The sequence below is a fragment of the Streptomyces sp. NPDC005784 genome, assembly GCF_042871525.1.
In the GTDB taxonomy this organism is placed as follows: Bacteria; Actinomycetota; Actinomycetes; order Streptomycetales; family Streptomycetaceae; genus Streptomyces.
The window spans coordinates 73,126-96,531 of sequence record NZ_JBIAIQ010000002.1; the positions used below are offsets into that span (position 1 = coordinate 73,126).

Genomic DNA, 23,406 nt, shown 5'->3' on the forward strand with positions numbered 1-23,406 from the left:
GGGGCGTTTGCCTGCCATCGGCCGGATTCGTTTCACGACCGTCCCGTAGGGTTCACGACTCCGTCTTGCGGTGCACCCGCGCGACCCAGTCCGCCGGTTTGGCGATCTCCGCCTTGGTCGGGAGAGTGTTCGGGGAGGTCCACACACGGTTGAAGCCGTCCATGCCGACCTCGCCGACGACCGCCCGTACGAACCGCTCGCCGTCCTTGTACTGCCTGAGCTTGGCGTCCAGGCCGAGCAGTTTGCGCAGGGCCAGGTCCAGGCGGGAGGCGCCCTTGGCGCGGCGCTGCTGGAATTTCTCGCGGATCTCGGCGACGGAGGGGACCACGGCGGGCCCTACGCCGTCCATCACGAAGTCGGCGTGTCCCTCCAGGAGGGACATCACGGCGGTGAGCCGGCCGAGGATCTCCCGCTGGGCGGGCGTCTGCACGATTTCCACGAGGGAACGTCCGCCGTCGTCCTCCTCGGTGTCGGGGCGGGAGCCGGAGAGCGACTGGGCGGCCTCCCTGATGCGTTCCAGGACGGTCATGGGGTCGACCTCGGTCTCCGCCAAGAACGACTGGATTTCGCCCTCGAGGTGGTCGCGCAGCCAGGGCACGGCCGTGAACTGGGTTCGGTGCGTCTCCTCGTGGAGGCACACCCACAGACGGAAGTCGTGCGGCTGGACGTCGAGTTCGCGCTCCACGTGCACGATGTTCGGGGCGACCAGCAACAGCCTGCCACCGCCGTTGCCCGAGCCGGAGGGCGCCCCGGCGGGCAGGTCCCTGGTCGCGGGCGCGAACGTCTCGTACTGCCCGAGGACCCTCGACGACAGGAACGACAGCAGCATGCCCAGCTCGACGCCGGTGACCTTGCCGCCGACGGCGCCGAGGACGGCTCCGCCCGGGGTGTTCCCGCGCCGTTCCTGCATCTTGTCCAGAAGGGGCTTGAGGATCTCCCGGAACCCGGCGACGTTCGCCCGGACCCAGCCGGGGCGGTCGACGACGAGGACGGGGGTGTCGTGGACGATGTCGTCACCCATACGAGTAAAGCCCCGGACGTGCTCCTCCGAGGCCTTCGCGTGTCGGCGCAGCTCCGCGACGATGGCCCTGGCCTCGTCGCGGCTCACCTCGGGTCCCGGCCGTACGAGCCGGGTCGCGGTCGCCACCGCGAGATTCCAGTCGACCATCCCAGTAGATGCAGCACCACCGATGCTCGTCATGCGTCAACCGTACGTGAGCGGGTCCGGCTGCGGTTAGGGGTACGGCGCCGGATGCGCCCCGGCCGAGGGGCTGGTGGTGCTTCTGGAGCCCGCGGGCCGGGCGGGGCGGGAGGTGTCCGTTCGTGTGCGGCTAGCGGCAGCCGCACGCCACCAAGGCCGTCGCCGTGTGGTCCAACGCGGCCCGCGCCTCCAGGGGGTTCGGGGGGTGGGCGGCGTCCGAGGTCAGGAAGGCGAAAGCCAGCAGACGGCCGTCCTTGTCGACGACGGTGCCGGCGAGGGTGTTGACGCCCGTCAGGGTGCCGGTCTTGGCGCGGACGACGCCGGTGGCGGTGGGCGCGTCGGTGTAACGGGTGCTGAGGGTGCCGGTGAAACCGGCGACGGGCAGGCCGGTGAGGACCGAACGGAGTTCGGGGTGGGCCGGGTCGCCCGCCTTGGCCAGCAGGGCGGTGAGCAGGTCGGCGGAGAGCTTGTCGGCGCGGTTCAGGCCGCTGCCGTCCGCGAACTGCGCCCCGGACAGCGGGAGTCCGAGCTTCTTCAGCTGGGCGCGGATCGCCTTCGCGTCCCCGTCGAAGCTGGGTTCCTCACCGGTGGCGAGGGCGACCTGGCGGGCCAGGGCCTCCGCGATGTCGTTGTCACTGTTGGTCAGCATCCGCTCTACCAGGGCGGACAGCGGCGGCGAGGAGACGGAGGCGAGGGCCTGGGAGCGGCTGGTCGCCTTCGAGGGGCCGGGCGAGGTCGTGGTGATGCCGTGATCGTGGAGCAGGTCCGCGAACTTGCGCGCGGCGTCCGCCGCCGGGTCCAGGGCGCGCCCGGCCGGTCCGCTGGTCGTGTCGTCCAGGCGGCCCTCGTCGGCCATCAGGGCGGTGACCTTCGCGATGTTCTCGTTGACTCCGATGGGGTGAAGGTCGGGGCCGGAGTACAGCGAGGTGTCGTAGGAGAGCGTCACGTGGTTCATGTGACGGGCCTTCAGGGCGGTGGCCGTGTCCTGGGCGAGGGTGCTCAGGTCCGCCCAGCCGTCCGCGGGCTTGCGGGCGGTCAGAGTCGGGTCGCCGCCGCCGACGAGCACGACCTCCTTGGTGTCGGGCTCCAGGGCCGTACGCGTCACGATGCGGTGGTCGGGGCCCGAGGCCGTGAGGGCGGCGACCGCGGTGGCGATCTTCGTGGTGGAGGCCGGTGTCTGGACCTGGTCGGCGCCCTTGCCGTAGAGCCGCTCGCCGGTCGCCACGTCGACCACGACGGCGGTGCGCACGGCGCCGAGGACGGGGTTGGCCAGCAGCGGGTCGAGGACGTTCGCGAGAGCCTTCTCGGCGGGCGCGGGCACGGCGCTCGCCGAGCCGCCGAGTCCGGTCAGTACGGAGGCGGCGCTGGGGGCGGGCCGGGGTGACGTTCGGGGCGTACCGGATTTACGTGCGTGATCTGTGCCACCCTCGGGCGCCCGCGATGCGGCCCAGTCCCGCTCGGCCGTACGCTGGCCGGTGGAGTCCCAAGGACCGGCCACGGTCGCCGCCCCGGCCGCCAGGGCCAGGCCCACGGTGGCCGCGACGGCTGTGAGCTGCGGTGTCGTCAATCGCACGGCACGTGGCCGCACGGCTCGGGTGACCCGCGCCACATGCGGTTTCACCATCCGCGCGACCCGCACCACATGCGGTCTCGCAGCCCGCCAAGCCCTCAGCTCTGGCACGACCACCAGCCCCTTTCGCGATCACCCACCTGCGTGAGGGACACTTAATCACCAGAACTATGTGCTGATCATGGAGGAGCCACCGGTGGAGTTCGACGTCACGATCGAGATTCCGAAGGGTTCACGGAACAAGTACGAGGTGGACCACGAGACCGGTCGGATCCGTCTGGACCGTCGACTCTTCACCTCGACCAGCTACCCGGCCGACTACGGCTTCGTCGAGAACACTCTCGGCGAGGACGGCGACCCGCTGGACGCCCTGGTCATCCTGGACGAGCCGACCTTCCCGGGTTGCCTCATCCAGTGCCGCACGATCGGCATGTTCCGTATGACGGACGAGGCCGGCGGCGACGACAAGCTGCTGTGCGTCCCGGCGCACGACCCGCGTGTGGAGCACCTGCGCGACATCCACCACGTGTCGGAGTTCGACCGCCTGGAGATCCAGCACTTCTTCGAGGTCTACAAGGACCTGGAGCCCGGCAAGTCCGTCGAGGGCGCCGACTGGGTCGGCCGCACCGAGGCCGAGGCCGAGGTCGAGCGTTCCTACAAGCGCTTCAAGGACTCGGGCGGTCACTGACCTCCCCGTGGGCGGTCGATGACCTCCCCCGCTTCCGAACGGGCCGCGTGATCCCCATGGGGGTCGCGCGGCCCGTTCGTGCGTCCGTACGCATACTGAGGCATACGGAAGGCAAGAAGCAGAACCACACGGACGCGAAAGGCGAGGCTGGAGTTGGTGGCGGACCCGGAAGCGGAAGACCGCAAGCCGCAGTCGGACGAGGCGAGGAGTGCTTTCAGCCCGCCCGCCGGTGTGGCGGCGCCGGGGCCAGCGGCGGCCGACGAGGAGTCGTCGACGACATCGGAGTTCGCGCTGCCCGTGGGTCTCGACGCACCCCAGCACGCCGGGCCCGAGCAGGGAGGCTCGGCGTTCAGCACGCCACGCACCTACAGCGCCAAGCAGGCGCCGCCCGCCTTCACACCGGCCACCGGCATCCCCTTGGTCAGCCTGACCAAGGACGCGCCGTGGCAGGACCGGATGCGCACGATGCTGCGCATGCCGGTGACCGAGCGGCCCGCGCCCGAACCTGTGCACAAGGAGGACGAGTCGGGGCCCGCCGTCCCGCGCGTCCTCGACCTGACCCTGCGCATCGGCGAACTGCTGCTCGCGGGCGGTGAGGGCGCCGAGGACGTGGAGACGGCGATGTTCGCGGTCTGTCGCTCCTACGGGCTGGACCGCTGCGAGCCGACCGTCACCTTCACCCTGCTGTCGATCTCGCACCAGCCGTCCCTGGTGGACGACCCGGTGACGGCGTCACGGACCGTGCGCCGCCGGGGCACCGACTACACGCGCCTGGCGGCCGTCTACCGGCTCGTCGACGACCTGAGCGACCCGGAGACCGCGATCTCCCTGGAGGAGGCCTACGGGCGGCTCGCGGAGATCCGGCGCAACCGGCACCCGTATCCCGGCTGGGTCCTGACCGCCTCCGGCGGACTGCTCGCGGGTGCGGCCTCCGTGCTCGTCGGCGGTGACGCGCTCGTGTTCGTCGCCGCGGCGCTCGGCGCGATGCTGGGCGACCGGCTCGCGTGGCTGTGCGCGGGACGCGGGCTGCCGGAGTTCTACCAGTTCACGGTGGCCGCGATGCCGCCGGCCGCGATAGGGGTCGCGCTCACGCTGGCGCACGTCGACGTGAACGCCTCCGCGGTGATCACCGGTGGGCTCTTCGCGCTGCTGCCGGGGCGGGCGCTCGTCGCGGGGGTGCAGGACGGGCTGACCGGCTTCTACATCACCGCGTCCGCGCGGCTGCTCGAAGTCATGTACCTGTTCGTGGGGATCGTCTCCGGCGTCCTGCTGGTGCTCTATTTCGGCGTGAAGCTGGGCACGCAGCTCAACCCGGACGCGGGGCTGAGCATCTCCGAGCGGCCGCTGATCCAGATCGCCGCGTCCATGCTGCTGTCGCTCACCTTCGCGATCCTGCTCCAGCAGGAACGATCCACCGTCCTCGCGGTGACCCTCAACGGAGGCGTGGCCTGGTCGGTGTACGGGGCGATGCACTACGCGGGCGGCCTCTCGCCGGTCGCCTCCACGGCCGTCGCGGCGGGCCTGGTGGGTCTCTTCGGGCAGCTGCTCTCGCGCTACCGGTTCGCGTCCGCGCTGCCGTACACGACGGCCGCGATCGGGCCCCTGCTGCCCGGTTCGGCGACCTATTTCGGGCTGCTGTCGATCGCCCAGAACGAGGTCGACAAGGGCTTGGTGTCGCTCACCAAGGCGGCGGCCCTTGCCATGGCCATCGCGATCGGCGTGAACCTGGGTTCGGAGATCTCGCGGCTGTTCCTGCGCCTGCCGGGCGGCTCCGCCGGCGGGCGACGGGCCGCCAAGCGGACACGCGGGTTCTGAGGCCCGGTCCCAGGAGGCCCGGTCCCAGGAGGCCCGGTCCCAGGAGGACTGGCCCCAGGAAGGACCGGGCGGGCGGCTCAGTTCTGCGTTGGGCCCTGGCCGTAGGGGTACTCCGAGCCGTACCGCTGCTGCGGGTGGCCCTGGGGGTGCTGCTGGGGGTGCTGCTGGGGGTGCTGCTGCGGCGGGTGGGCCTGGCCCTGGTCGTAGCCCTGCTGGTAACCCTGGTCGTACTGCTGCTGGTCGTAGCCGTAGTCCTGGTCCGAGCCGTACGGCTGCTGGTACGTCTGCTGATACTGCTGCTGGGGCGGGTAGCCGTTGCCCTGATGGCCGTAGCCCTGGCCCTGGTTCCCGTACGCGTCGTTCCCCTGGTTCCCGTACGACTGGTCCTGCCCGTGGTCGCCGTACGACTGGCCGTGGCCCTGGTCGCCGTACGACTGGCCGTGGCCCTGGTCGCCGTACGACTGGCCGTGGCGCTGGCTGCCGTACGACGGGTCCTGGACCTCGTGCATCGGCGGCACGCGCAGCGGCCTGGTCGCGTCGTCCATGACGGGCGCGGCGGAACGGGTGTGGGCGGCCGCGGGCTGCGCCGGAACGGGCTCCTGGGGCGGGTTCTTCTTGGCCTGGGAACGGGCGCGCAGGAACTCGATCATGATCGGGACCACCGAGACGAGCACGATCAGGATCAGGATCAGCTCGATGTTCTTGTTGACGAACTCGATCTTGCCGAGCCAGGAGCCGAGCAGCGTGACGCCCGCGCCCCACATCACGCCGCCGATGACATTGAAGGTGAGGAAGGGGCGGTACTTCATGCCGCTGACGCCGGCGATGATCGGCGTGAACGTGCGCACGACGGGCACGAAGCGGGCCAGCACCAGGGACTTGGGGCCGTACTTCTCGAAGAACTCGTTGGCCTTGACCACGTTCTCCTGCTTGAACAGGCGGGAGTTCGGGCGGGTGAAGAGCGAGGGCCCGACCTTCTTGCCGAAGAGATAACCGGCCTGGTCTCCGAGGACCGCCGCGAGACAGATCAGCGGGATCGCCGCCCACAACGGGAAGTCCATCGCGCCCGTGGCGATCAGCAGACCGCACGTGAACAGCAGCGAGTCGCCCGGCAGGAAGAAGCCGATGAGCAGGCCGGATTCGGCGAAGACGACCAGCAGCAGGCCCCAGATGCCGAAGTTGTCCAGGAGCGTGTTCGGATCCAGCCAGCTGGGACCGAGGGCAAGCGTCGTCACGGTTCCGGGCTCCTGAGGGGTGAAGGGAGGTGCGGCGGTCCTGTACGGCCGACCAAAGCTATCAACGCAATGTGTCCACGCCAGGTTCCACCCGTGACTCCAGGATGCACTGTGCGACGACTGGGACAAAGCTGTGGACCATGGGCATCGATGAATACGGCGGCGGCCAGGGTTCCCACGCGGACGTCCTGGTGGTGACGACGAACGACGTTCCCGGCCATCGCGTCGAGCAGGTCATCGGTGAGGTCTTCGGCCTCACCGTGCGCTCGCGTCATCTGGGCAGCCAGATCGGCGCGGGCCTGAAGTCGATGATCGGCGGTGAGCTCAAGGGGCTCACCAAGACGCTCGTGGCGACCCGCAACCAGGCCATGGAGCGGCTCGTCGACCAGGCACGCGCGCGTGGCGCCAACGGCGTGCTGATGTTCCGCTTCGACGTGTCGGAGGCGGCGGACGTGGGCACCGAGGTGTGCGCGTACGGCACGGCCGTGGTCCTGGCGAAGGAGTAACACGCATCGGTAAGGGGCGCCCGCAATGGCGGACGCCCCTTACCGATGCCGACGGCACCGCCCGCGGGTCATTGGTACCGACAGAATCGCCGACGCGAGCGGCACTCGGCCGGACCGGCGCCCGTCGACGTCACGACGCCCCCTGGATCAGGCTTCCCGGGGGTGCCGGGTGGCGTTCGCGGTGATCGCGTCCCTCAGGTGCTCGGCCAGCCCCGGTCGCATGGAGTCGTAGAACTCCTTGAACCGCTCGTCGGCGACGTACATGTCGCCGAGCCCCTGGTGGATCTCGTAGGTGCACGCGTAGAACCATTTGGTGATGTGCTGCCGGTGATCCTCGGCCATGTCCATGGCCCGCTCGCCGTCCGGTCGCTCCCCGGCCTCCATCAGGGCGTCGTACCGCTCGCCCCAGGAGGCCACCTCGGCCTGCATGCGCTTCCAGTCGTCCTTGGTGTAGCGGGCGGTGCGGCGCTGCGACTCGGCGTAGGTGTCCGTGCCGCCCCAGCGGCGCTCGGCCTCCTCCGCGTGCGCCTCCGGGTCCTTGTCCCCGAAGACCTCGAACTTCTCCTCGGGCGTGAGGTTGATGCCCATCGTGCGTGCCTCCATGGCGTGCTCCACGGCCGCGGCCATCTTCTGCAGCTTCTCGATCCGGGCGGTCAGCAGGTCGTGCTGGCGGCGCAGATGCGCGCGCGGGTCCGCTTCCGGGTCGTCGAGCAGGGCGGCGACCTCGTCGAGCGGGAAGCCGAGCTCTCGGTAGAACAGGATCTGCTGCAGCCGGTCGAGGTCGGCGTCGTTGTAGCGCCGATGACCCGCATGGCTGCGTTCGCCGGGCGCGAGCAGACCGATCTCGTCGTAGTGGTGCAGCGTGCGCACCGTGACTCCGGCGAACCCGGCGACCTGGCCGACTGAGTAGCTCACTTCCGCTCCTTCCTCGGTACGCCCTTCACGATGAGGCCTGACGTGACGTGAGGTGCAAGCCCGAAGTCCACGGGTCCGGCCGTCGACGCCCGGGATTGATCCGGCGACGACGCTCGGGATGTTATGTCCGTTTCGCGCGCTTAGGGTGAGCCCGTGACCCACGAAGCGGCTCCCCCGGGACCGACCCTCACCCGGGCGACGCCCGCGCGGACTCTGCTGCCGCTGTTCCTTCCGTCCGTGGTCATCGGCGCTGTCTCGGCCCTTCTCTACGTGGGTGTGAGCAAGCTGGCCGACCAGCTCAAGGACGTTCTCTGGACGAACCTGCCGGACGCGCTCGGCATCGGCGGCTACTCCTCGTTCTGGATGATCGTCATGCTCACCACCACGGGCATCCTGGTCGGTCTGGTGGTGTGGAAGGCGCCGGGGCACGCGGGGCCCGACCCGGCCACCGTGGGGATCCAGGGGGAGCCGATGGCCCCCTTCATCCTGCCCGGACTGCTGGTGGCGACCGCGCTGATGCTGGCGGGCGGCCCGAGCCTCGGCCCCGAGAACCCGATCATCGCCACCAACGTCGCGCTGGCGTTCTGGGCTGGCCGCAGGTTCGCGCCCGCGGCACCCGGCGCGCTGTGGGTGATGCTGGCCGAGGCGGGGACGATCGGCGCCCTGTTCGGTACGCCGGTCGCGGCGGCGCTGGTCATCTCCGAGGCGCTCGCCGGACGGCAGGTGAAGGGATTGCTGTGGGACAACCTCTTCGCGCCGCTGACGGCGGCTTCGGTGGGCTCGATCACCACGGCGCTGATCGGCCATCCGAGTTTCGCCCTGGATATGCCCCCGCTCGGTGATCCCGGCTGGGCCGATGTGCTGTCCGCGCTGGTGATCGCCTCCGCAGCGGCTGTACTCGGCATGGCCGGGGTCTACGTCTTCCCCTACGTCCACAAGGTGTTCTCGCTCCTGCGCCACCCCATGATCGCCCTGCCCGTCGGCGGGCTCGTCCTCGGCCTGCTGGGCTGTCTGGGCGGGCCGCTCACGCTGTTCAAGGGCCTGGACCAGGTCGATGAGATCGCCCGGAACCCCGACGCCTACTCGGCGGGCCGGTACGCACTGATGGCCGTGGTGAAACTGGCCGCGCTGATCGTCGCGACGTCCTGCGGGTTCCGGGGCGGACGGATCTTCCCGGCCGTCTTCGCCGGTGCCGCGTTCGGTCTGTGCGCCCACGCGCTCGTGTCCTCGGTCCCGGCGTCGCTGGGCCTGGCCGCCGGAGTACTGGGCGTGCTCCTCGCGACCACCCGGCAGGGCTGGGTGAGCCTGTTCACGGCCGCCGTCCTGGTGTCCTCGCCCACGATCATCGCCCTGCTCTGCATCGCCTCCCTGCCGGCCTGGCTGCTGGTGACCGGACGGCCGCAGCTGCAACTGCGCGACGACGGAAGTTCGGTCCGGTGAACCGCCGGGTGGCCCTCATCCGATGAACCAGATGAACCAAGAGGGGACGCGCCGTCCCGCTGAACCGTTGGGAGAACCAAAGGGACGCCCCGTCCCGCTGAACTTTTGGGAGAAGCTCATGCCGCTCCACCAGGGCCAGCAGAAGCCCGATGACCGCCCGCTCTCCGTAAACCCCTTCTACGGCGAGACCAATCCGGTCAGCGGCATGGTCGAGGCGCCGCCGAAGCACCGCCTCCCGGACGGCCCGCTGCCGCCCACGACCGCGCTCCAGCTCGTCCGCGACGAACTCATGCTGGACGGGAACTCCCGGCTGAACCTGGCCACCTTCGTCACGACCTGGATGGAACCGCAGGCCGGGGTCCTGATGGCGGAGTGCCGGGACAAGAACATGATCGACAAGGACGAGTACCCCCGCACGGCCGAACTGGAGCGGCGCTGCGTCTCGATGCTCGCCGACCTGTGGAACGCACCGGATCCGTCGGCCGCAGTGGGCTGTTCCACGACCGGGTCGAGCGAGGCGTGCATGCTCGCCGGCATGGCGCTGAAGCGGCGCTGGACGCTGCGCAACGCGGACCGCTACCCGGGCGCGCGACCCAACCTCGTCATGGGCGTGAACGTCCAGGTGTGCTGGGAGAAGTTCTGCAACTTCTGGGAGGTCGAGGCCCGCCAGATCCCCATGGAGGGCGACCGGTTCCATCTCGACCCCCAGGCCGCGGCCGAGCTGTGCGACGAGAACACCATCGGGGTCGTCGGCATCCTCGGCTCCACCTTCGACGGGTCGTACGAACCGATCGAGGAGCTGTGCGCGGCGCTTGACCGGCTCCAGGACCGCACAGGCCTCGACATCCCTGTCCACGTCGACGGCGCGTCCGGGGCGATGATCGCGCCTTTCCTCGACGAGGACCTGGTCTGGGACTTCCGGCTCCCCAGGGTGTCGTCGATCAACACCTCGGGGCACAAGTACGGCCTGGTCTACCCGGGCGTCGGCTGGGCACTGTGGCGGACGGCGGCCGAACTGCCGGAGGAACTGGTCTTCCGGGTCAACTACCTGGGCGGCGACATGCCGACCTTCGCACTCAACTTCTCCCGGCCGGGAGCGCAGGTCGTCGCGCAGTACTACACGTTCCTGAGACTCGGCCGTGAGGGCTACCGGACCGTGCAGCAGACGACCCGGGACGTGGCGCGCTCGCTCGCCGAACGCATCGACTGTCTGGGCGACTTCCGGCTCATCACCCGGGGTGACGAGCTGCCGGTGTTCGCCTTCACGACAACGCCAGAGGTGACCGCGTACGACGTCTTCGACGTGTCCCGGAGAATGCGCGAGAACGGCTGGCTGCTGCCCGCGTACACCTTCCCCGAGAACCGCGAGGACCTGTCCGTGCTGCGCGTGGTCTGCCGCAACGGCTTCTCTGCCGACCTCGCCGACCTCTTCATCGAGAACCTGACCCAGCTGCTGCCCGAACTGCGCCGCCAGCCCGGTCCGTTGCCCCGCGACAAGGAGGCGGCGACGGGTTTCCACCACTAACGAGGCCCTCGCACCTAACCGCTCGCGACCCGGCCGCTCACGGCTTTCCGGGAGGAGTCGCGAGCGGCCGGTGGCTACCGATGGCGGCTGGTGACTGCCAGGGGGGCCGACCCGGAGCACGGGGACACGGATCGCCGGCAGGCGCATGCCGACCGCGCCATGCGTCGGCGCCGCATGCCCTCTGTGCCGCGTGCCGTCCGGCTCGGGAGCGGGGCTCAGCCCCAGGAGGTGGTGCCCCGCTCCATCGCCACCAGCTCGAACGCCGTCTTGCCGTCCAGGGACTCACGGATGATGTCGGCGTGCCCGGCGTGGCGAGCCGTCTCGCGGATCAGGTGGAGGGCCAGCCAGCGCATCGAGACGCGGCCCTCGGGCGGGAACCAGGGGTCGTTCGGGAGCGCGAAGGTGTCGTCGAGGCTCGGCACCGCGCGCAGGAACGCCTCCGTCTCGGCGGCGACCTTCTCCCAGTACGCGAGCTGTGAGACGACCGTCTCGCCGTCGGCGAGGACGAAGCACTCGTGCCAGTTCGACTCGTCCCGCTTCACCGCGGGCGCCTCTCCCTTGGCGCGGGCCACCCAGCCCTGCTCGACCTCGGCGACATGCTTGAGCAGCCCGGAGAGGGAGAGTTCACTGGCGCTCGGCCGGCTCGCGGCCTGCTCCTCCGTCAGCCCGAGCAGCGACCGACGGATGCCGCCGCGCTGCTCCTCGATGAAGTCGAGCAGCGCCCCGCGCTCGTCGCCCTGCTCTTCCGCTCGCACATGCGTGACCATGACCGGCCGCCTTTCATCGGGTCCTCCTGACTGACACCGATGACGCTACGGACCCTTGCGGTCAGGTTCTGTCCGCAAGGGTCCGGGCACGCTGAACGATCACGCGAAGGCTTCTCGGAAGGGTCGGAAGCGGCGGAACGGTCAGAAGGGGAAGCGGCTCCGCCCGTGCTGCACCGAGATCCACTTCGTCGTGGTGAAGGAGTCGACCGTCGTCTCGCCGTTCAGGCGGCCGATGCCGGAGTGCTTCTCGCCGCCGAAGGGGACGAGGGGCTCGTCGTGGACGGTGCCGTCGTTGACGTGGAACATGCCGGTGTCGATCTGCTTGGCGAAGTTCACGCCGCGCTCGATGTCGGCCGTGTGGACGGCGCCGGAGAGGCCGTACGGGGTGTCGTTGGCGATCCGGACCGCCTCTTCCTCCCCGTCGAACGGGACGAGGAAGACGACCGGGCCGAATATCTCCTGCCGGAGCAGGTCCGAGTCGGCTGGGACGCCGGTCAGGACGGAGGGCTCGACCATGTTGTCCGTGGTCGTGCCGTGCAGCAGCGCGGTGGCGCCCTCCGCGATCGCCTGCTCGACGACGGTCGAGAGCGCGTCCGCCTGGGAGGAGTTGATGACCGGGCCGATGACCGTCTGCGGGTCGCTCGGGTCTCCGGTCTTCAGCGTCCTGACCTTGGCGACGAACTTCTCGGTGAACTCGGCCTCGATCGACCGGTCCACGAGGACACGGTTCGCGGCCATGCAGACCTGTCCCTGGTGGACGTAACGGCTGAAGACCGCGGCGTCGACCGCGTAGTCGATGTCCGCGTCCTCCAGGACCACCAGGGCGCTGTTGCCGCCCAGTTCGAGCACCGAGCGCTTGAAGTTCGCGGCGCAGACCGTGGCGACGTGCCGGCCGACCTTGTCGGAGCCGGTGAAGGAGATGACCTTCGGGACCGGGTGCTCGATGAAGGCGTCGCCGATCTCGGCGATGTCGGTGATGACGACGTTGAGGAGACCGCCGGGCAGGCCCGCGTCCTCGAAGATCTTGGCGACCAGGGAGCCACCGACGATCGGGGTGTTCTGGTGCGGCTTCAGGACCACGCCGTTGCCGAGCGCGAGGGCCGGCGCGACGGACTTGATCGACAGCAGGAAGGGGAAGTTGAAGGGGCTGATGACACCCACGACGCCGACCGGGACGCGGTAGAGGCGGTTCTCCTTGCCGTCGACCGGCGAGGGGATGATCTTTCCCTCGGGGCGCAGCGCCAGCTGGACCGACTCGCGCAGGAACTCCCGGACGAGGTGCAGCTCGAAGGCCGCCTTGAGGCGGGTGCCGCCGAGCTCGGCGATGATCACCTCGGTGATCTCCGCCTCGCGCTCGTCTATGACGGCGAGCGCCTTCTCGAAGACCGCGCGGCGCGCGTACGCGTTCGTCGCGCCCCACTTCTTCTGGGCGCGCTCGGCGGCGCGGTAGGCCTCATCGACCTCGTCCACCGTGGCTATCGTGATCGACGCCAGCTTCTCGCCGTCGTACGGGTTGAAGTCGATGATGTCCCAGGAGCCCGTTCCCGGACGCCACTCGCCGTCGATGTACTGCTGGGCCAGGTCGGTGAAGTAGGACGACATGTGCTCCCTCAATCCCTGTGCTGCCGAGGCAGTCCTTGGCCCGGGTCAGCAGACATCCGATCACGGTCTGATCACACGTCATCGTACTTGTGTTTCAAGGGAGTTGAAGGAGACCGGGGAAGTCCGGGGAAGTCTGTGGACACTCTCAGGACAGCTGGAGCAGCCCCCGCAGCAGATCGCGGCTCTCGGACGGCCCCGGGCTGTCCTGCTGCAACTGCTTGAGCGCGCTCTCGTACTGGGTGACGTCCTCACGCTTGTCCAGGTAGAGCGCGCTGGTGAGCTGCTCCAGATAGACCACGTCCGACAGGTCGGACTCCGGGAAGCTCAGGATGGTGAAGGAGCCGCTCTCACCGGAATGCCCGCCGAAGCTGAACGGCATGACCTGAAGCCGTACGTTGGGCTGCTCCGAGACCTCGATCAGATGCTGGAGCTGTCCGCGCATCACCTCGCGGTCGCCGTACGGGCGGCGCAGCGCGGCCTCGTCGAGGACGATGTGGAACTCGGGGGCGTTCTCGGAGACGAGGTACTTCTGCCGCTCCAGGCGCAGGGCCACGCGCCGGTCGATGTCGGCGGCGGAGGCACCCTTCATCCCGCGCCGGACGACCGCGTGGGCGTAGGCCTCGGTCTGCAACAGGCCGTGCACGAACTGCACTTCGTACACCCGGATCAGGTGGGCCGCGCCTTCGAGGCCGACGTAGGTGGGGAACCAGCTGGGCAGGACGTCGGAGTAACTGTGCCACCAGCCCGCGACGTTGGCCTCCTTGGCGAGCGAGACCAGGGAGGTGCGCTCGGCTTCGTCGTTGATGCCGTAGAGCGTCAGCAGGTCCTCGACGTCGCGCGTCTTGAAGCTCACCCTTCCCAACTCCATGCGGCTGATCTTCGATTCGGAGGCTCGGATCGAGTAACCGGCCGCTTCACGGGTGATGCCACGCGCCTCACGCAGGCGCCGCAGATGTGACCCCAGCAGCATGCGCCGCACCACCGAGCCGCTCGACTCACCAGCGCTCACGTTCGTCAGCCTCCCCAACCGTCTTCCAGACGCCGAAGTCTGCCACTAAAACACTTCAAGCAGTACTCGTTCAGTTACGGAAACGGAAAGTAGCCAAAGGCGGAGCACAGGAAAAGATCAGTGGAGTGTCAACAACTGAGAATAAGGTGATGGAAGAAATGAGCAAGAAGTAGGAGAGGGGGGTCCAATTCGGGCGCGTGCACGTGCATCTGCCCTTGCATCTGCCGTACGCATTCGGAACCATGGTCCTCGCGCCACCGCTGCATCGCAACGACCGCGAACACCCGGGAGTGCCTCGCATGGGGACGAATGGATCGACCATGCTCGAACCCTTACGGCAGGGACTTCCGCCTCTCGATCCCGCGGCCGTGTCCAGCGCCGCCTCGTGCGCCTTGCCCGCCCGCTACGAAGCGGTGCGCGAGGCACGGCAGTTCACGCGCGGAACGCTGGACCAGTGGGAGATAGGCGACCGTTTCGACGACATCTGCCTGGTGGTCTCCGAGCTCGTCACCAACGCCCTGCGGCACGCGCTGCCCTCGGACACGCCCCGCAAGGACGACCAAGGGCCGCCCGTACGACTGCACTTGATGCGGTGGACCTCACGTCTGGTGTGCGCGGTGCGCGACCCCAGCCACGACAGTCCGGTCGCCGGCGACTCGGACGACTTCGCGGCGGAGTCGGGGCGCGGCCTCTTCCTGGTCGACTCGTTCTCGGACAGCTGGGGCTGGCACCCGCTCGCGGGAACGCTCAGCGGCAAGGTCGTGTGGGCGCTGTTCCGGCTGGGTTCGCAACCGGGGACGACCGCACTCTCCCCCGAATGACGAACCGCGGCGCCTTTTGGCGCCGCGGTTCTACGCGCGTTACGGAACGCTGAGTGAAGTTCACCCTCGGTTGATGTCACCCTTCTCGCAGGCGGCCTTCCCGCAGCCGCCCTTCCCGTGACCGGCTCTCCCGCGACCGGCCCGTTGCGGACGGCTGACGATCACGGCCGTCAACCCGCGATCAGGTGATCGAACTCGCCGTCCTTGATGCCCAGGAGCATCGCCTCGATCTCGGCGCGCGTGTAGACGAGCGCGGGCCCCTCGGGGAACCGCGAGTTCCGCACGGCCACGTCACCGCCGGGCAGCCGCGCGAACTCCACACAGGAACCTTGCGAGTTGCTGTGCCTGCTCTTCTGCCAGGCGACGCCGTCCAGCTCGGTCGCAGCCATGCCGTTGTACACGAATTCAGCCATACCGTTGTACACGTCATCCACGTTGAACACGTCGTGGTCCACAGGTCGCTCCCCGGTCGTGCAGTGGCTGAGGTGGCCATAGATGCAGTAGTCAACTGACTCGGATCATAGCTCTGTTCATGTGCAGATGCATGGGCAGATGCACGTGCACGCGGGGTGGTCCTGCGGTTACAGCTTTTACCGGTCTTTGACTACCGGCTGTCGTTCGCCCGACTACGGCCTGCAGCTCACCGGAGTGCGAGACGAACTACATCCGGTCCAGCGCATTCCCCAGAGACCGCATCACATGCGATCTCCAGCCCCCGTCCATGATCTTCCGCGCCATCATCTGTGCGGGATCGTCCGGATCGAATCCCTCGTGTACTAGGAAGAGACGCGTACCGCGCCCTTCCTGTTCCAGTGTCCAGGTAATGGTCCAGTCCGCAGGACGGGCCGCGTTCGCGTCCGCCCACCGGACGCTCAGCATCCGCTGCGGCTCATAGGCGAGAACGCGCACGTCAACGGTGCCGGAGAAGTTCGTGTTGGGGCGCGGGACCGCGGTCAGCCTGTACTGGTGGCCGACCTCGAGCCGGAAGTCCTCGGACCCCGGCATCTGCCACTGCGCGAGCAGTTCGGGCTCGGTGAGCGCGCGCCAGACCTTGGCGGGCGGATGCGGCAGGAACTGGTCGACACGGATGGTCGTGAGGTCGTCCTCAGGAACGGGGGCCAGGCCTGGCGGGTCGGGGTTCACGCCCTCTGGACCGGGGTTCATGCCGTGCGGGTCGGGGTTCACGCCCGCTGGACCGGGGTTCGTGCTTTGCGGGTCGGGGTTCACGCCTTGCGGGTCGTGGTTCGTATCGTGCGGGTCGTGGCTCGCGCCTTGCGGATCGTGGTTCATGTCTCGGCATCGTCGGGCATGCGGTCCAGGAGATCGCCGAGACCCTTCAGCCTGTCGCGCCAGAACCGCTCGTACGGATGGAGCCAGTCCTGCACGTCGGCGAGCGGGGCGGCCTCCAGGCGGTAGATCCGCTGCCGGCCCGCGCGCTCCTCGGACACGAGTCCGGCCTCCCGGAGCACCTTGAGGTGTTCCGAGAGGCTGGGGCGGCGCATGGCGAAGTGGTCGGCGAGGGCCTGAACGGGCTGGGGCCCCTGCTCGCGCAGCAGCCGGAGCACCTCACGACGGGTGGCGTTGGCGAGCGCGGCGAAGAGTTGGTCCTCGCGGGTGACAGGCGTTTCGGCGGGAACCCCGGTCGAGGTTTCGGCGGGAACCCCGGTGGGAGCTCCGGCGTCGGCGAGTGCTCCGGTTTCCGGTTCGGTCCCAACCACCGGTCCGGTCCGGGCTGCCCGTCCCGCCCTGGCCACTGCCACCGGTCCGGCCCCCGCTTCCGGGCCGACCCCGGCTCCGATCTCCGGGTCGGCTTCCGACCCGGTCCCGGCTCCGGCTCCGACCCGGGTCCCGGCCCTGGTCCCCGTCATGGCGCGCTCACACCCTTCACTTCTGCTCCGAGGCCGTCCCCGGGGCCTTCTCCGTGATCAGCATCAGACCGTTGCCGTCCGGGTCGCGGAACGAGGCCATGCGGCCCCAGGGGAGGTCGTCCGGACCCTCCACCGCGACACCCGCGGCGGCGAGCCGCGCACAGTCGGCGTCGACATCGGTCGTGACCAACATGATCCCCCGGGTCTCGCCGGGCGTGAAACTCCCCATGCCCGGACCCGAGAGAGTGAAGACGGTCTGCGCCCCCTCGGGCGCCACCTGGAGCCACCGGCCGGGCGGCATGTCCAGGTCGGCAGTGACCCCGAAGCCGAGGACGTCCGTGTAAAAGCGCAGGGCCCGGTCCTGGTCGGCGACGGGAAGCGTGACGAAGGAGGCGTGGGTGATGTTCATGGAAAGCAGCATAGGTAGGCGATTCCCTACGCGTAAATCGTAGGGAATCTCCTACCTATAGAGCGCCCGCCGGTGCACAGCCTCCGCCCCCCGTCGGCGCACGGCCCATCTCAAGTCCCCGTCGACACACGATCCCGCCTCAGGTCCCCGTCGGCGCACGGACCGCCCCGAATCCCCGCCGGCACACGGCCCCGCCCCGGCCCCTCGTCGGCGCACGGACCGCCCCGGGTCCCCGCCGGTACGGACGGATGCCCCGGCCCCTCCGCGCTTTCGACCCGACCCAGTTGAATGTCCGTGAGCAAACGCACGCCCGATTCCCGACGGGGGTCCCCAGGTCCTCCTGGTAACTTGCTGCGATCGTTCGGGCGACCCGCATCCGACCCACCCTTGGGGGCTTCAGTGACTACGGCGACCTTCCCGTCCCGCCAGGCGCGTATCGCGGCCGCGACCGCGGGACTGGCGGCGGCGCTCGTGCTGACCGGTTGCAGCAGCGGCAGCGACGACTCCGGGGACGCGTCCGCGAGCCCGAGCGCGTCCGCCACGGACGGCACCGGTACGGGCGGCGCCGGTACCGGCGGCAGCTCCGGAAGCACTCCCTCGGCGGGCGGCAAACTCCAGGGCAGCTGGCTCACCACCGCGGGCGGCAAGGCCGTGGTCCTCATGATCAACGGCAAGCAGGCGGGCCTCTTCGCGACCGGCGGCACCGTGTGCAGCGGCACCACGTCCGACGAGGCGAGCATGCGGATGATCCGCCTCGCCTGTACGGACGGCAGCAAGAAGCGCGCCGTCGGCATGGTCGACTCCGTCAGCGGTACGACTCTGAAGGTCACCTGGGAGGGCGGCCTCGGCAAGGAGACGTACACCAAGAGCGAGGGCGGAAAGCTGCCAACGGGCCTGCCCACGGCGGGCCTGGGCTCCTGATTCTGAGAACCTCACGAACCTGGGCGCCCGAAGCCGGCTCATTCCGTCAGTGCATTTCGTCAGTGCGTTCCGGCGTTCCGGCGTTCCGGCAGACGGTCCATTTCGTCGGTCCGTTCCGACAGCGTGGGGAAGATCCGCGAACAATAGCGGGCGATATCGGTCCCGGGCGGGTGAACGGCCAGGGGCGCGCAACCTCGGCGGACCCGAGTGCGTGATGATCCATGCACATCGTCACGACTCCCAGGGGAACCCATGCGCGCTCTGCCCATCGCCGTCACCGTCCTCACGGCGGCCCTCGCTCTGACCTCCTGCGACGGCGGCGGCTCCGGCAGCTCCAGCAGTTCCGGGAAATCCGGTGATTCGGCCGGCTCCGCGAAGAAGGCCGCCGTCGCGGCCTGCGTGATCGGTGATGCCGGCATCCAGGTCGGTCCCGCGAACGCCGCCACGGCCGCCGGGGACACGGGCAACATCCCGGTCACCCTCACGAACAAGGGCGGCCAGTGCACGCTGAAGGGCTTCCCCGGGCTCTCCGTCCATGCGGGCGGCACCTCGGCCGACATCGTCGCGGACAAGTCCGCGGCGCCGGAGCAGCTGACCCTCGCCAAGGGCGACACCGCGTCCTTCACCATCACCTACGTACGGGGTGCGGAGGGCGACGCGAAGACCCTCGCCGTGAAGACGCTGAAGATCGGCCTGCCCGGCGCCGACACGACGCTGAGCTTCCCGTGGTCGTACGGCCCGGTCGCGGGCAAGGGTTCGGCGAGCGAGCCGAACGCCTCCGTGACGCCGTTCCAGCACGCGGGCGACTGACGAGCGAGCACCCTGCCGGGCTTGCGGGATCGGCCGGGCTCGTACGGGATCGGCCGGGCTCGTACGCGAACCGCAGGGCTCGTACGCGAACCGCCGGACTTCCGGGGGACCGGCCAAGCTCTTTACGGGAGCGGTCGTCGACCCCGGACCTGCGCCCGGTCGGCCGCCGCGGCACCCTCGTACCATCCGGCCTCGTCGGTGACCCCGCGCATCCGGGTCGTCACGGTGTCCGGGAACATCTGGTCCAGGTGATCCGCGACCGCCACGTCACGGGCCGCGAGCACCGGCAGCAACTCCCCCTCCGTGGCGGTCACCTGGTCCTCGGCGACCGACGCGAGCCGGTCGCCGATCCGGTGCGCGTACGCGGCGAGGAACGACTGCCGGAACGTCTTCGTACGCTTGCGGCCGCCCGCCCGCTGCGCCGCCTCCGCCTTCGTCATCGCCGCTGTGGCCTGCACAAGGAGCGAGGTGTAGAGGAGCTCGACGGCCTCCAGGTCCGGTTCGAAGCCGACCACGGTCGAGAAGCAGAGAGCGTCGTTCCACACGGCCCGGCAGCGGTTCGCCCCCGCCACCGCGTCCAGGAGCACCGCCTTGGCCGTCTCGTACGGCGGCTCGACGCCGATACGGCAGGCGCCGGGCGCGTCCTTCGCGCGGGTCCGGGCCGCGAGCAGCGCCTCGTCGATGCTGTGCCGCGCCATCAGCTCCTGCGCCTTGGCGCTGAGAGCCTCCGCCTCCTCCGGGAACCCGGTCGCCTCCGCCTTCGCGAGCAGCGCGCGGATACGGGTGAGCATGCGTGTCTCCCGGGGGGCGGCCGCCGTGGCCGGCGCCCTCGGCGGATCCAGCGGCTCGATGGAGGGCAGACGCAGGAGTATGCGGTAGAGCTCCAGGGCGGCGGTGGCGCGGGAGAAGCGGTCGGTGCGAATGTCGTGGGGCTCGGCCGCCAGCTCGTCGAGCTGGGCCGCCCAGCGCGCACCCCGGGGCGAGCGGTCGCCCTGGCTCTCCGCGAGGATCAAGGACGTCACCAGGCGTACGTGTACGTCGTCCAGGTCGCGCCGCACGATCCGTACGACATCGGCGGGCTGCCAGCCGCGCCGCCAGGCCGCAGCGACGAACTCCGCACCGCGCAGGGCGAGTTCGGCGTCGGAGGCCGGGTCGGTGGCGAGCAGGGAGGCGCCGGTGTCGAGGGCCGCGTCGGAGTCGGCGTAGAGGGCGGCCCCGAAGGCGCGCTCCACGGTGCTGGACGTACTCATCCCCCGATCGTGTCATGGGCCGGCCGGGGGCCGGAGTATGGCCCGGCGCCGAAGCCGTCGACTTGTCCACACCCTGTGGACAGTGAATCGATGGCCGGACTCGGGACGGCAAGTGTCAACTTCGGGTTGACACTCCCTGGACTGTCAACCTAACGTTGACACATGACGACGAATCCACCCGGCAAGGCATCCGTGCGTCTCGACGACCTCATCGAGGCCATCAAGAAGGTGCACAGCGACGCGCTCGACCAGCTCCAGGACGCGGTGATCGCGGCAGATCACCTGGGCGACGTGGCCGACCATCTGATCGGGCACTTCGTGGACCAGGCACGGCGTTCGGGGGCGTCCTGGACCGACATCGGCAGGAGCATGGGGGTCACCCGGCAGGCCGCGCAGAAGCGGTTCGTGCCGAAGGCGGAGGCGGACCTCGACCCCAGCCAGGGGTTCGGCCGCTACACCGAGCGGGCCCGCAAGGCCGTGATGGTCGCGCACAACGAGTCCAAGGCCCTGGGCGGGACCGAGGGGCTGCCCGAGCACCTCGTCCTCGGCCTGCTCAGCGAGCCCGACGCGCTCGGCGCGCGGGCGATCACGGCGCAGGGCGTCTCCCTCGACGCCGTACGCGAGGCTGCCGTCGCCGCGCTCCCGCCCGCTGCCGACGAGGTCCCCGAACTGGTCCCGTACGGCCCGGCCGCCAAGAAGGTCCTGGAGCTCACCTTCCGCGAGGCCCTCCGACTCGGCCACAACTACGTCGGCACCGAGCACATCCTGCTCGCCCTGCTGGAGTTCGAGAACGGCGAAGGCGTTCTCAGCCGCGCAGGCGTCGACAAGGCGGCGGCCGAGGCACACATCGGGCGCATGTTCGAGGAGCTCGTGAAGGAGAGGACGGAGGCGCAGGCGAAGACGGAGGGCAAGCCGGAGGGGAAGTCGGACGGGCACCCGGAGGGGAACGGATAGGGAAGTGCGGTCGCCGGCGGCGCACTTCGGGCTGCGGGCTTACGGGCCTGCGGGCCTGCGGGCCTGCGGGCCTGCGGGCCTGCGGGCCTGCGGGCCTGCGGTTCTACCGGCTGCGTGCCTACGGGCCTGCCGGCTGCGGGCTTACCGGCTGCGGGCTCCGGACTCCCGGCTTACGGGGGCCTACCGGCTGCGGACTCCGGACTCCCGGCTCCCGGCTTACAAGCTGCGCACTACGGGGGGCCACGGGCCTACTGGCTGCGGGCCGCGTCGCCGGACGGCATTGTCAGACCCTCCTGCGAGACTCGGAAGCATGACCGAGCGCTGGGCTCTCGCGCCGGCCGAGGACGGTGGTGCGGAGATCGCCGCCCTCGGCCCGGACGGGCTGCCCACGGGACCGGTCCGCCGGGAGGCGGACCTCGCGGAGGCCGTGCGGACGCGGCCGGACGTGAGCCGGTGGGTGTGGCGGTCGACGGCCGATGTCTACCCGCGACTGCTCGCCACGGGGGTGCGAGTCGAGCGGTGTTACGACATGGAGGCCGCCGAGACCCTGCTGCTCGGACATGAGGGGCGGCTCGGCGAGCCCCGGTCGGCGGCCGCCGCGCTGGCAAGACTGCGCGGCGGCGCCGTGCCGCCCGACCCGCCGCAGCGTTCCGCCGAACCCGGTTCGCAGTCCTCCCTCTTCGAACCGCGCCCGGTGCGCGTACCGCTGTCGGATCTCCTCGCGGTCTACGCCGACCAGCAGCGCCGCCATGGCACGACCGCGCACCCGGAGCGGATGCGGCTGCTGACGGCATCCGAGTCCGCGGGGATGCTGGTCGCCGCCGAGATGAACCAGGCGGGGCTGCCGTGGAGCGCGGACGTCCACCGGGACGTGCTGCACGAACTGCTCGGCGAGCGGTACACCGGAGGCGGTGAGCCCCGGCGCCTCGCCGAGCTCACCGAGGAGGTGTCCGCCGCCTTCGGGAGACGGGTCAGACCCGATCTGCCGGCCGACGTCGTCAAGGCGTTCGCCCAGGCCGGGATCAAGGTCAAGTCCACCCGGCGGTGGGAGATCGAGTCGATCGACCATCCGGCCGTGAAGCCGCTGATCGAGCACAAGAAGCTGTACCGGATCTGGGTCGCCCACGGCTGGTCCTGGCTCCAGGACTGGGTGCGCGACGGGCGGTTCCGGCCCGAGTACCTGCCGGGCGGGACGGTCACCGGACGCTGGGTGACGAACGGCGGCGGCGCCCTGCAGATCCCCAAGGTGATCCGGCGTGCCGTCGTCGCCGACCCCGGCTGGCGACTGGTCGTCGCCGACGCCGACCAGATGGAGCCCCGCGTCCTCGCGGCCATCTCGCGCGACCCCGGCCTGATGGAGGTCGCGGGCCGCGAGAGCGACCTCTACCAGTCGGTGTCGGACCGGGCCTTCTCCGGTGACCGCGCGCAGGCCAAACTCGCCGTGCTCGGCGCCGTCTACGGCCAGACGTCCGGCGACGGGCTGAAGAACCTCGCCCTGCTCCGCCGCCGTTTCCCCAAGGCCGTGGCCTACGTGGACGACGCGGCCCGCGCGGGCGAGGAGGGGCGCCTCGTGCGGACCTGGCTGGGGCGGACCTGCCCTCCGGCCGCCGGGACGGGCGACGACAGCGGGGAGGAGGCGGGCATCCCGCAGGACGAACCCGTCGACGCCACCGTCGACCAGGGCTGGGTACCGGGCTACGCCTCCTCCGACTCCCGCGCCCGCGGACGGTTCGCGCGCAACTTCGTCGTGCAGGGCAGTGCCGCCGACTGGGCCCTGCTGGTGCTGGCGGCACTGCGCCGCACCTGCTCCCAACTCGCCGCCGAACTGGTCTTCTTCCAGCACGACGAGGTGATCGTGCACTGCCCCGCCGAGGAAGCCGACACCGTGGTGGCCGCCATCCGCGACGCCGCCGAACTGGCGGGTCGCCTCACCTTCGGGGAGACGCCGGTGCGGTTTCCGTTCACGACAGCGGTCGTACAGTGTTACGCGGACGCGAAATAACTCGTCGACGCGGCCTTCCGCGCCATCGGCACCGGATCCCCTGCGGGCGGCGCGGGAGATCACCGACGGAGTCGGCGCAGGCTCAGCGCCCTTCGGCA

The 23,406-nt window shown here is 70.0% G+C and carries 22 protein-coding genes; 10 read left to right on the forward strand and 12 right to left on the reverse strand.

The genetic code is table 11. The features are described from left to right. Positions 1–52: 52 nt before the first annotated feature. On the reverse strand, positions 53–1,201 hold the full coding sequence (locus tag ACFYR3_RS03270) for a zinc-dependent metalloprotease (RefSeq protein WP_355842699.1): 1,149 nt from the start codon (positions 1,199–1,201) through the stop codon (positions 53–55). Between the two features lie 130 nt (positions 1,202–1,331). Continuing rightward, complete coding sequence (gene dacB, locus ACFYR3_RS03275; protein WP_389281280.1) at positions 1,332–2,888, reverse strand: D-alanyl-D-alanine carboxypeptidase/D-alanyl-D-alanine-endopeptidase; 1,557 nt, start codon at positions 2,886–2,888, stop codon at positions 1,332–1,334. A 79-nt stretch (positions 2,889–2,967) separates the two neighbouring features. On the opposite strand from dacB, the gene ACFYR3_RS03280 reads away from it, so the two are divergent. Together ACFYR3_RS03280 and ACFYR3_RS03285 are read left to right on the forward strand one after the other, a co-directional pair. Next, on the forward strand, positions 2,968–3,459 hold the full coding sequence (locus tag ACFYR3_RS03280) for an inorganic diphosphatase (RefSeq protein ID WP_355842705.1): 492 nt from the start codon (positions 2,968–2,970) through the stop codon (positions 3,457–3,459). A gap of 156 nt (positions 3,460–3,615) precedes the next feature. Further along, positions 3,616–5,274 (forward strand): threonine/serine exporter family protein, encoded by a 1,659-nt coding sequence (locus ACFYR3_RS03285; RefSeq protein ID WP_356784000.1) that lies wholly within the window; start codon positions 3,616–3,618, stop codon positions 5,272–5,274. 77 nt (positions 5,275–5,351) lie between these two features. Here the strand turns inward: ACFYR3_RS03285 and ACFYR3_RS03290 are convergent, their stop codons facing one another. Beyond that, complete coding sequence (locus tag ACFYR3_RS03290; protein WP_389281283.1) at positions 5,352–6,509, reverse strand: DedA family protein; 1,158 nt, start codon at positions 6,507–6,509, stop codon at positions 5,352–5,354. Positions 6,510–6,649: 140 nt separating this feature from the next. Here ACFYR3_RS03290 and ACFYR3_RS03295 point away from each other — a divergent pair, with 140 nt between their 5' ends. Then, positions 6,650–7,015, forward strand: a complete 366-nt coding sequence (locus ACFYR3_RS03295) for a YbjQ family protein (RefSeq protein WP_389281285.1) — start codon at positions 6,650–6,652, stop codon at positions 7,013–7,015. Between the two features lie 147 nt (positions 7,016–7,162). Here the strand turns inward: ACFYR3_RS03295 and ACFYR3_RS03300 are convergent, their stop codons facing one another. Next, positions 7,163–7,930 carry a MerR family transcriptional regulator gene (locus tag ACFYR3_RS03300; protein WP_355842716.1) on the reverse strand — a complete coding sequence of 256 codons (768 nt, stop codon included), beginning with the start codon at positions 7,928–7,930 and terminating at the stop codon, positions 7,163–7,165. Positions 7,931–8,083: 153 nt separating this feature from the next. Here ACFYR3_RS03300 and ACFYR3_RS03305 point away from each other — a divergent pair, with 153 nt between their 5' ends. Further along, the gene (locus ACFYR3_RS03305; protein ID WP_355842719.1) at positions 8,084–9,370 is read left to right on the forward strand and encodes an ion channel protein; all 1,287 of its coding nucleotides are present in this window, start codon (positions 8,084–8,086) and stop codon (positions 9,368–9,370) included. A 118-nt stretch (positions 9,371–9,488) separates the two neighbouring features. Beyond that, complete coding sequence (locus ACFYR3_RS03310; protein WP_355842722.1) at positions 9,489–10,895, forward strand: glutamate decarboxylase; 1,407 nt, start codon at positions 9,489–9,491, stop codon at positions 10,893–10,895. 215 nt (positions 10,896–11,110) lie between these two features. On the opposite strand, the gene ACFYR3_RS03315 is transcribed toward ACFYR3_RS03310, so the two are convergent. The 3 genes from ACFYR3_RS03315 to ACFYR3_RS03325 form a co-directional block, all read right to left on the reverse strand. Next, a complete protein-coding gene (locus ACFYR3_RS03315) occupies positions 11,111–11,662 on the reverse strand; it encodes a DinB family protein (protein ID WP_356784004.1) in 552 nt (183 codons plus the stop codon). 141 nt (positions 11,663–11,803) lie between these two features. Continuing rightward, entirely contained in the window at positions 11,804–13,264 is a 1,461-nt protein-coding gene (locus tag ACFYR3_RS03320; RefSeq protein ID WP_355842728.1) for an aldehyde dehydrogenase family protein, read from the reverse strand. A gap of 145 nt (positions 13,265–13,409) precedes the next feature. Beyond that, positions 13,410–14,234, reverse strand: a complete 825-nt coding sequence (locus tag ACFYR3_RS03325) for a helix-turn-helix transcriptional regulator (protein ID WP_355842976.1) — start codon at positions 14,232–14,234, stop codon at positions 13,410–13,412. A gap of 338 nt (positions 14,235–14,572) precedes the next feature. Here ACFYR3_RS03325 and ACFYR3_RS03330 point away from each other — a divergent pair, with 338 nt between their 5' ends. Next, positions 14,573–15,094: an ATP-binding protein gene (locus tag ACFYR3_RS03330; protein WP_389281288.1), complete on the forward strand. Its 522-nt coding sequence runs from the start codon at positions 14,573–14,575 to the stop codon at positions 15,092–15,094. A 170-nt stretch (positions 15,095–15,264) separates the two neighbouring features. On the opposite strand, the gene ACFYR3_RS03335 is transcribed toward ACFYR3_RS03330, so the two are convergent. From ACFYR3_RS03335 to ACFYR3_RS03350, 4 genes are all read right to left on the reverse strand, one after another. Further along, positions 15,265–15,549, reverse strand: a complete 285-nt coding sequence (locus ACFYR3_RS03335) for a DUF397 domain-containing protein (RefSeq protein WP_355842734.1) — start codon at positions 15,547–15,549, stop codon at positions 15,265–15,267. A 205-nt stretch (positions 15,550–15,754) separates the two neighbouring features. Continuing rightward, positions 15,755–16,258, reverse strand: coding sequence for an SRPBCC domain-containing protein (locus ACFYR3_RS03340; protein ID WP_389281595.1), 504 nt, complete (start codon positions 16,256–16,258; stop codon positions 15,755–15,757). A gap of 122 nt (positions 16,259–16,380) precedes the next feature. Beyond that, the gene (locus tag ACFYR3_RS03345; RefSeq protein WP_355842737.1) at positions 16,381–16,812 is read right to left on the reverse strand and encodes a metalloregulator ArsR/SmtB family transcription factor; all 432 of its coding nucleotides are present in this window, start codon (positions 16,810–16,812) and stop codon (positions 16,381–16,383) included. Between the two features lie 166 nt (positions 16,813–16,978). Then, entirely contained in the window at positions 16,979–17,371 is a 393-nt protein-coding gene (locus ACFYR3_RS03350; protein ID WP_355842740.1) for a VOC family protein, read from the reverse strand. Positions 17,372–17,770: 399 nt separating this feature from the next. Between ACFYR3_RS03350 and ACFYR3_RS03355 the strand changes: the two genes are divergently transcribed. Both ACFYR3_RS03355 and ACFYR3_RS03360 read left to right on the forward strand, forming a co-directional pair. Beyond that, positions 17,771–18,292 (forward strand): hypothetical protein, encoded by a 522-nt coding sequence (locus ACFYR3_RS03355; protein WP_355842743.1) that lies wholly within the window; start codon positions 17,771–17,773, stop codon positions 18,290–18,292. Positions 18,293–18,544: 252 nt separating this feature from the next. Next, positions 18,545–19,102: a DUF4232 domain-containing protein gene (locus tag ACFYR3_RS03360; protein WP_355842746.1), complete on the forward strand. Its 558-nt coding sequence runs from the start codon at positions 18,545–18,547 to the stop codon at positions 19,100–19,102. A gap of 122 nt (positions 19,103–19,224) precedes the next feature. On the opposite strand, the gene ACFYR3_RS03365 is transcribed toward ACFYR3_RS03360, so the two are convergent. Continuing rightward, a complete protein-coding gene (locus ACFYR3_RS03365; RefSeq protein WP_389281291.1) occupies positions 19,225–20,352 on the reverse strand; it encodes a DUF2786 domain-containing protein in 1,128 nt (375 codons plus the stop codon). Positions 20,353–20,514: 162 nt separating this feature from the next. Here ACFYR3_RS03365 and ACFYR3_RS03370 point away from each other — a divergent pair, with 162 nt between their 5' ends. Both ACFYR3_RS03370 and ACFYR3_RS03375 read left to right on the forward strand, forming a co-directional pair. Next, a complete protein-coding gene (locus tag ACFYR3_RS03370; protein ID WP_389281293.1) occupies positions 20,515–21,306 on the forward strand; it encodes a Clp protease N-terminal domain-containing protein in 792 nt (263 codons plus the stop codon). Positions 21,307–21,616: 310 nt separating this feature from the next. Further along, positions 21,617–23,308: a bifunctional 3'-5' exonuclease/DNA polymerase gene (locus tag ACFYR3_RS03375; RefSeq protein WP_355842755.1), complete on the forward strand. Its 1,692-nt coding sequence runs from the start codon at positions 21,617–21,619 to the stop codon at positions 23,306–23,308. Positions 23,309–23,406 lie beyond the last annotated feature (98 nt).